This window comes from Lentzea albidocapillata subsp. violacea (genome assembly GCF_900100275.1).
Lineage (GTDB): Bacteria > Actinomycetota > Actinomycetes > Mycobacteriales > Pseudonocardiaceae > Lentzea > Lentzea violacea.
The window spans coordinates 547,315-555,485 of the sequence record NZ_FNET01000003.1 but is presented as its reverse complement, the minus strand read 5'-3'; the positions used below and the strand labels follow the sequence as shown (position 1 = coordinate 555,485).

Sequence of the window (8,171 nt, the reverse complement as noted above, 5' to 3'; positions counted from 1 at the left end):
TCCACGACGACATAACCGCGTTCGTCCAGGCGCACTCCTGCGGTGTCCAGCCCCAGCCCGGCGGTGCACGGCCGACGACCGGTCGCGACGAGCACCTGGTCGACGTCGATCACGCTGGTGCCGTCGTGGCCGTCGATGTCGAGGCGCACTCCCTTGGCATGCCGAGCTGCTTTGATCACGGTGGCCGAGGTCAGCACGCGCACTCCGTCAGCGGACAGGGCCGCCGACAGCGTGATACCTGCTCGGGGTTCTTCCCTGGGGACCAGGCGCTCGGTGGCCTCGATGATGGTCACCTCGGCGCCCAGCCGGGCGAACGCCTGGCCGAGCTCGCAGCCGATCGGGCCGCCGCCCAGTACGGCCAGTCGTGCGGGCAGCTCGGTCAGGTCCCACACCGTGTCGCTGGTCAGCGGTTCCACCTCGGCCAGGCCGGGCACCGGCGGGAGCGCGGGGACGGAGCCGGTGGCGATCAGAGCGTGCCTGAACCGCAGCGACCGGCCATCGACCTTGAGTTCGTCCGGACCGGTGAACACCGCTGTGCCCTCGATGACCTCGGCACCGGCTTCGGACAGCGCCGCTGGCGAGTCGACCGGCTCGATCCGTTTGATCGCCCTGTACACGTGCGCCATCACCGCGGCGAAGTCGACCTGCGGCTCGACCGGGGTGATCCCGAACCGTCCCGCCGTGCGCATGGTCTGAGCGGCGTGGGCGGCCGCGATCAGCGACTTGCTCGGCACGCACCCGGTCCACAGACAGTCACCGCCAGTGCGGTCGCGCTCGACCAGCACCACCCGCGCGCCGAGCCGTCCAGCGGTCTTGGCGGCGATGATGCCGGCAGTTCCTCCGCCAACGATGGCCAGGTCATAGCGTCGAGTCACGCTGTGTCCTCTCGTCGAGCCAGTGCCCTGCGCCGGCCCTCGTGATCTGGCTTGGTGGACATGGGAACCGTGTCCTTTCCTGCCGCTCAGCTGGTGGGAATGATGCGCATGCAGGCCGCAAGGGCGGCGGCGTTGTCCGCGGCCAGGGATCGGGCCAGCAGCACCAGGTCCGCCACTCGTGGATCGGTCACCGTGTAGTGCGCGAACCGACCCTGCCGCCGGACCTGCACGTATCCGCAGTCCGCGAGGCAGGCCAGGTGGGTGGACACCCGCCCTTGCGACAGGCCGACATGAGCTACGCACTCGGTGACGGTGTGCTCGTCGTGCAGCAGGAACTCCAGCAGTCGCAGGCGTGCCGGGTCGCCCAGGGCGCGGAAGAACTTGGCCACCATCTCCACCCCGTTGGGCTCGGTAGGCAACAGTGCCGCCGCCGGTTCGGGTGCGCCAGTCATGTGTTCGTCGTCCTCACATCAGTTATACGACGTATGCGGATGAACGGATATCAGGTTAGCATCGTCGTATCCGCCAGGGCGGATACGTCCCGCGGTGGACCATCGAACAACGAGTGAAGTGGGGACGCGGGATGCGGTACGACCTGGCGGTGATCGGTTCGGGCGGAGGCGCGTTCGCGGCGGCGATCGCAGCCCGAAACAAGGGCCGCACGGTGGTGATGATCGAACGCACCACCGTCGGCGGCACCTGTGTGAACACCGGGTGCGTGCCGTCGAAGGCGCTGCTGGCCGCCGCCGAGGCGCGCCACGTCAGCCTGGACGGCCGGTTCGACGGCATCAGCGTGAGCCCGTTCGGCGTCGACCTGCCACGCCTGATCGACGCGAAGCGGGACCTGGTCGACTCGCTGCGGGCGGAGAAGTACACCGATCTGGCCGCCGAGTACGGCTGGGACATCATCGAGGGCACCGCCGCCTTCGCCATCGACGAGAACTCCGACCCGGTACTGCGGGTTGATCTCGCGGCCGGAGACGCGCACACCGTGGTGGCCGAGCACTATCTGATCGCCACCGGGTCCAGCCCGTGGGCGCCGCCGATCGACGGGCTCGCCGAAGCCGGGTACCTGACCTCGGCCACGGCGATGGAACTCGACGCACTACCGGCCTCGATGATCGTGGTCGGAGGCAACGCGATCGGCCTGGAGCAGGCGCAGTTGTGGAGCCGGCTCGGCGTCCAGGTCACCGTGGTGGAGGCACTGGACCGGCTCGCGCCGTTCGAGGAGCCCGAAGTCTCCGCGACGATCGCAGAGGTATTCACTCGCGAAGGTATCGGCGTAGTCGACGATGCCACCGTCACCCGCGTCGACCGCGATGACACCGGCTACCGCGTGACGCTCACCGGCACCGACGGCCAACCCGCTGAACTGCGGGCCGGGCAACTGCTCGTCGCGACCGGCCGCCTCCCGGTCACCGCCGGGCTGAACCTCGACGCGGTCGGGGTCAGAACCGGGCAGCGCGACGAGGTCGTCGTCGACGAGCACCTGCGCACCGACAACCCCCGCATCTGGGCCGCCGGAGACGTCACCGGCCACCCGCAGTTCGTCTACGTCGCCGGAGCCCACGGCACCCTGGTGGCCGACAACGCCTTCGACCACGCGGCTCGCACACTGGACTACCACCACCTGCCGAGGGTGACCTTCACCAGCCCCGCCATCGCCTCCGCGGGGCTGACCGACGCGCAGGCCGTCGAGCAGGGCCACGTCTGCGAATGCAGGGTCCTGCCCCTGGAGTACGTGCCACGCGCGCTGGTCAACCGCGACACCGTCGGCCTGATCAAACTCGTCGCCGACCGCGACACCGGGCGCCTGTTGGGAGCACACGTGGTCGCCGAGGGCGCCGGGGAGGTGATCGCGACCGCCGTCTACGCCCTGGCCAACGACATGACCGTGCAGCAGATGGCCGACCTGTGGTGCCCGTACCTGACGATGGCAGAGGGCATCAAACTAGCCGCGCAGACCTTCACCCGCGACGTGTCCAAACTGTCCTGCTGCGCGTCCTGACCCGCCCGCAGACGCTCTAGTTGCCGCCTTTTCGTTCCTCGCCGCGCTTCTTGTCGTCCTTCTCACCGTCGCGGTCCTTCTTGTCGCCGTCCTCACTCTTGCCGTTGACGCGCTCGGACGTCAGGACTTGCTCTGAGTCGATGAGCACTCTGCCACCGCCGGTGATCAGGCGCAGTTGACGTGTCTCCCGAAGCCGGCCACGGCTCTCGATGACGTACTCGAGGCCGATGGTCACGGTGTCGGTGTTGGTGGCTTGGGGTGCGGAAGTGACGACGAGGTCCTTGACGTCCTTCCACGCCTTCTCGTACTGCTCTCTTCCCTGTGCCTGCATGGCTGGACTCAGCCGTGTCCACGCTTCGTCGGTGCGGTCGGGAAGCAGGGCGTAGTAGTCGGCCACGGCCTGTTGCAGCTGAGCCGCGGCGACGGTGCTGGTCGTTGGCGCGGGTGGCTGGTTCACGGCACGGTCGGAGGACGTCAGTTGCGGATACAGCAGCGCGATGAGCACGACGGCTGCGACCGCGGCCGCCGCGATCGGCAGCGCGGTGCGAAGGCGGCGAGATGCCGCGGCCGAGGGGCCCGCGACCGGCTGCAGGTCCACGCGGGTCGGGGCCGGCGCTGGGCGACCGGTCGCGGCCGCGTGCAGGCTCTCGGCCGCCTGAGCCATCGTGGGACGCGCCGCGGGATCGGTTCGCATCATGTGCAGCACGACGTCGGTGATGGGACCGTGGTGTGCGGGCGGAATCATCTGTCCGGCGGCGACGGCGTGCAGCAACGCGATGGCGTTGTCGCCGTCGCCGAACGGTGCGCGCCCTTCTACCGCTGTGTAGAGAGTGGCACCGAGGGAGAACACGTCGCTGGTGCGGTTGGGTTCGTGTCCTTGCGCGACCTCTGGTGCCAGAAAGGCCGGCGTCCCGACCAGCAGGCCGGTGGCGGTGACGGTGGTGTCTCCGTGGACGCGGGCGATGCCGAAGTCGGTGATCTTCGCGGTGCCGGTGTCGGTGATCAGGATGTTGGCGGGCTTGATGTCGCGGTGCACGATGCCCGCCTCATGTGCCGCCGCGAGCGCGGCGGCGACCTGGCCACCTATCCGAGCGGCCTGCGAAGCGGGCAGAGGTCCGCGGGCGGCGATGAGCTCGGCGAGGCTGCGTGCCGGCACGTACTCCATGACCAGGACCGGACCGTCGTCGTCCTCGGTGACGTCGTGCACGGTGACCGCTCCGGGATGCTGCAAGCTGGCCGCGATCCGGGCTTCACGTACCGCTCGCTGCCGGGACCGCTCGGCTTCCTCTGTGGACAGTCCGGGCTGGAGCACGAGGTGCTTGAGTGCCACGACGCGGTCGAGGCGTTCGTCGAACGCCTGCCACACCACTCCCATGCCACCGGAGCCGATCTGCCGTTGGAGCCGGTAACGGCCCGCGATCAGATCGCCCTGCTCGATCACCAGCGCCTCCTCTGATCGCGGTTGACGGTGAAGCTTATGTGCCACCCGAACCGTACCCCCAGCACACACCGCGGATGATCGCGGTGACACGACGCCGCGTAACGCAACTGCTCTCCACGGCGAGCACCGTCATTGCTGGCGCACGAGCCTCAGGTGTGGTGGAGCCACATCCACGCCGAGGGCCGCGATCCGGTCGCGATCGCCCGCGGGATCAAGGCCGCACTCGACGTCACCGCCACCCCGCCGCCGGTCGACCTGGACACCGCCGGGATCGGCGCCGCACTCGGCACCAAGGGCACGAACGACGGGGTATCTACAAGTTCTCCTTTGCCCGCAAGGAGACCGTCACCTCGCACCACCGGGTGCTGTTGCCCGCGGCGGGTGTCAACACCGCGCTGAACTTCCAGCCCGTCGGTGGCGGGAAGGCGGCGATCAACGGAGACTTCGAGTACTACCGCCGTGAAGGGATGCTCGACCGGGCACCCGCGTGATGTTTCGGGTCAGCGGAGCGGTGGCGGTCAGATCGTCAAAGACGTCTGCAAATCCGCCGTGATCCACCACCCCGCCCGTCCGCGGGTGAAGGCTGAGTCGGCAGCGTGCCGAAACACAGACCGAGAAGTCGATTGGACTGACGGCCGAGCCAGGAAGCAAGGCTGCGGCGGACTGCAAAGCGATCTGCCGCCTATGCCCAGTCCGCCTCACCTGTGCCATCGCGGCACTCACCACTGATGAGAGCTACGGCGTGTGGGGCGGCATGGACCAGGCCGACCGCGAAGCGCTGAGACATGCTGATGCTCAGATCGCAGCATGAACACAACTCCCGATTCCACCTCAGGCGGGCGCTACCCGACTACTACAACATGGAGCGGGTCAGGGATGTCGAAGAGTTCTTGTCCCGGTTCGGTTGTGCCAACTGCCAGCGCCAGCCGCGTCTTGACCGGTAACGTTCTCGGCGCGGCGTATGCCCGGTTGGGATCGGTGGGGACGGATGGCTGGCGAAGCTGTGCGGTTGCTGGACGGGTTCGGCCGCCGTTACGCCGTCGCTGTCCGCGTCGCGACCCTGCCGCCTATCGGGGCGGTCGCCCTGCTGCAGGCCTCGGGCGGCAAGTTCACGGCCACGGCGCTGGCGGTTGCCGTCGCGGTGATCTGGACGTGTGCGCAGGGGTGGCTGGGGCGGACTACCACGGTGCCGGTCGCACTGGATGTGGCTGTGTTGCTGGGTTTGTGCGTCAGCTCCTTCTGGACCGGCGCGGTGGAGGATGGCAACACCGCGTGGCTGCGGCTGCTGGTCACGTTCGCGTGCGTGACGTGGCAGTGGTACACCGCGCCGTTGCCCGGCATCGTCGCGGCGCTGGTTACCGGCGGCTCGATGCTTGTCGTCTTTGCCGTGGCAGGGCAGAACCCGACGTCGTCGCTGGTGTGGGTGCTGGTGATGGCGGGCATGTCCAGGGCGGCCTGGACGGTCGTCGTTCGCGCGGCTGAACGCGCCGACCGTATGGGTGCTGAGGCCGAACGGGCACGTCGCGAGGCTGCGGTGGTGGCGGCGGTTCGTGCCGAGGAGCGTGAGCTCGCGAACTCCCTGCACGACACGGCGGCCACCACGTTGCTGATGGTCGGTACCGGGCAGGTGCCGGCTGGCGCCGGTTGGCTGGCGCCCCAGGCCCGTCGTGACCTGGCCCGGCTGCGTTCCTCCGGCGGTGGGCGCAGGCCGGAACAGGCCGATCTCGTCGACCTGTTGCGCGCCGGTCTCGACGCCGGGCATCTGACCGTCGAGCTCGACGCGCCGCGGACGTTGCCGTTGCCGTTCGACGTGGCGGGCGCGATCACCGGTGCGGTCGGAGAGGCTCTCAACAACGTGCGGCGGCACGCTGGGACGGATCGGGCGCAGGTGCGGCTGCACGGTGACCCGAGCGCGCTGCGTGTCGAGATCTCCGACGACGGCAAGGGGTTCGCGGTCACCGAGGGTGCGTCGGCTGCCCGGCGCGGGCTTCGTGAGTCCGTGCACGGCCGGATGGAACGGGTCGGTGGCAAGGCCACGATCATCTCGGCTGAGGGGGCGGGCACGGTGGTGTGGCTGGAGTGGCGGTCCGATGAGTGACGACGAGACGAGGGCACAGCTGCAGCGTGGTCTGCGGATCGCCACCCTGATCCTCGCCGTGCTGACGGTGAACGTGCTCGGCCTGATCCACCTGGTACACGGCCTGGAGTTCCACGACTATCCGGCGGCCCAGTTCGCCGCCTACGCGGCACTGACCGCGGTGCTCGCCACCGAGGCGGTGCTCGTCGTGCGGCGGCGACCTTGGCGTAACGGGCGCCGGATCGCCATCGCCGTGGTGCTCGGCGCGTCCGCGCTGTCCTACCTGACCTTGCCGGACGGCATGACGTCGACCACGGTGGACTGGCTGTTCGGAGCAGCGAACTGGGCTGGGGCCGTGGTTCTGCTCGACCGTCCTTTTAGGATTTTTCTGGCGTTCCTGGTGACTCACGAACTGCTCGCGCTGGCAAACCTGCTGGTGTTCCACGAGGTGAACCGGGCGGCGCTGGTGCGGTTCACCACGGGGTCGGTGACGGTGTTCGGGTTGCCGCTGCTCATGGCCGTGGTGGCGGCCGTGCTGGGCGGGATCGCCGCCGAGGCGGCCAGGGCCGCCCGTGAGCTCGAACTGGCACGGACCGCGGAGGCTGCCGCGTCGGCCGCGCATCGACGCCGCGCCCAGCGGTTCGCCGAGTTGAGCGGCACGGCCGTGCCGCTGCTGGCCGGCCTCGCCGACGGGTCGCTCGAGCCGTCGGATCCGGTGGTGCAGCGCAGTTGCGCCACCGAGGCGGCCCGGATGCGCCGGCTGTTCGCCGAGACGGACACGGTCGGCAACCCGCTGCTGCACGAGTTGCGCCACTGCGCGGAGATCGCGGACCACAAAGGGGTCGAGGTCGAACTGGATGCGCGCGGCCAGTGGCCGACGCCGCCGGTGGCCGTCCGGCGAGACCTGACCGACGCCGCGCTCACCGCGCTCGCGACGGCGGGCTCGTGGGCGCGGGTCACCGTGGTCGGCAGCGCCGATTCGGTGTCGGTCAACGTGGTCGCGGACTGCGCCGAGTACACGGTGCCGTCGCCGGCGACGCCGGACGTGCGGATCGAGATCTTCGGCAATGAGGGAACGGTGTGGATGGAGGCCCAGTGGCAGCCGAGTTGATCACAGCCGTGATCGTGGACGACCACGCGGCGATCGCTGCGGGCGTGCGTTACTGGTGCGATCAGGCCGATCCGCCGATCGGTCTGATCGACGCGGGCGACCGCCTCGCCGGGGTGTGGACCGGCGAGGGCGCCGACGCCGACGTGGTGATCTTCGACCTGGAACTGGTGCCGGGCAAACCGGACTTCGGTGAGCTGCGCCGGCTCGTCGACAGCGGACGGCGTGTGGTCGTGTACTCGCAGCACGCCGACAACGTCACGGCGATCAAATGCATCGACCTCGGTGCGTTGGCGTATCTGACCAAGCGCGAAGGCCCCGAGCACCTCGTCCCCGCGGTCAGGGCCGCCGCCGAGGGCCGGGGCTACACCGCGCCGTCGCTGTCCGGCGCGCTCGCCGCGGACGACACCCCGGACCGGCCGCGTCTGTCGCCGCGCGAGACCGAGGTGCTGCGAGCGTGGTTCGCCTCTTCCTCCAAGGAACTCGTCGCCGCGAAGCTCCACATCACCGCGAAGACCGTCGACACCTACATCGCCAGGGTCCGGGTGAAGTACGCGAGCGTCGGACGTGCCGCGAGCACCAAGAGCGAGCTGATCACCCGAGCGCTGGACGACGGCGTCATCACGCTGGCCGAGCTGAACGAGACCGCGCCGTGAGGTGGG

At 69.4% G+C, this 8,171-nt stretch carries 9 protein-coding genes; 6 read left to right on the top strand and 3 right to left on the bottom strand.

The features are described from left to right. Positions 1 to 875: dihydrolipoyl dehydrogenase family protein (locus BLR21_RS10460; protein ID WP_256334603.1), on the bottom strand; the 875-nt coding region annotated here is incomplete at its 3' end. Positions 876 to 961: 86 nt separating this feature from the next. After that, positions 962 to 1,327, bottom strand: a complete 366-nt coding sequence (locus BLR21_RS10455) for an ArsR/SmtB family transcription factor (RefSeq protein WP_090005585.1) — start codon at positions 1,325 to 1,327, stop codon at positions 962 to 964. 131 nt (positions 1,328 to 1,458) lie between these two features. Here BLR21_RS10455 and merA point away from each other — a divergent pair, with 131 nt between their 5' ends. Next, a complete protein-coding gene (merA, locus tag BLR21_RS10450) occupies positions 1,459 to 2,883 on the top strand; it encodes a mercury(II) reductase (protein WP_090005584.1) in 1,425 nt (474 codons plus the stop codon). A gap of 16 nt (positions 2,884 to 2,899) precedes the next feature. Here the strand turns inward: merA and BLR21_RS10445 are convergent, their stop codons facing one another. Beyond that, the gene (locus tag BLR21_RS10445) at positions 2,900 to 4,324 is read right to left on the bottom strand and encodes a serine/threonine-protein kinase (protein ID WP_256334602.1); all 1,425 of its coding nucleotides are present in this window, start codon (positions 4,322 to 4,324) and stop codon (positions 2,900 to 2,902) included. Positions 4,325 to 4,635: 311 nt separating this feature from the next. Here BLR21_RS10445 and BLR21_RS44660 point away from each other — a divergent pair, with 311 nt between their 5' ends. The 5 genes from BLR21_RS44660 (at position 4,636) to BLR21_RS10420 (ending at position 8,165) form a co-directional block, all read left to right on the top strand. Then, positions 4,636 to 4,815 carry a DUF1259 domain-containing protein gene (locus BLR21_RS44660; protein ID WP_420843873.1) on the top strand — a complete coding sequence of 60 codons (180 nt, stop codon included), beginning with the start codon at positions 4,636 to 4,638 and terminating at the stop codon, positions 4,813 to 4,815. Between the two features lie 92 nt (positions 4,816 to 4,907). Continuing rightward, positions 4,908 to 5,135, top strand: coding sequence for a WhiB family transcriptional regulator (locus tag BLR21_RS44655; RefSeq protein WP_090005649.1), 228 nt, complete (start codon positions 4,908 to 4,910; stop codon positions 5,133 to 5,135). A 177-nt stretch (positions 5,136 to 5,312) separates the two neighbouring features. After that, on the top strand, positions 5,313 to 6,422 hold the full coding sequence (locus BLR21_RS10430) for a sensor histidine kinase (protein WP_143027674.1): 1,110 nt from the start codon (positions 5,313 to 5,315) through the stop codon (positions 6,420 to 6,422). Continuing rightward, positions 6,415 to 7,512 (top strand): hypothetical protein, encoded by a 1,098-nt coding sequence (locus BLR21_RS10425; protein WP_090005582.1) that lies wholly within the window; start codon positions 6,415 to 6,417, stop codon positions 7,510 to 7,512. Before BLR21_RS10430 ends, BLR21_RS10425 begins: the two co-directional genes overlap by 8 nt. Beyond that, positions 7,497 to 8,165: a response regulator gene (locus BLR21_RS10420; RefSeq protein ID WP_090005581.1), complete on the top strand. Its 669-nt coding sequence runs from the start codon at positions 7,497 to 7,499 to the stop codon at positions 8,163 to 8,165. Before BLR21_RS10425 ends, BLR21_RS10420 begins: the two co-directional genes overlap by 16 nt. Positions 8,166 to 8,171: the final 6 nt, after the last annotated feature.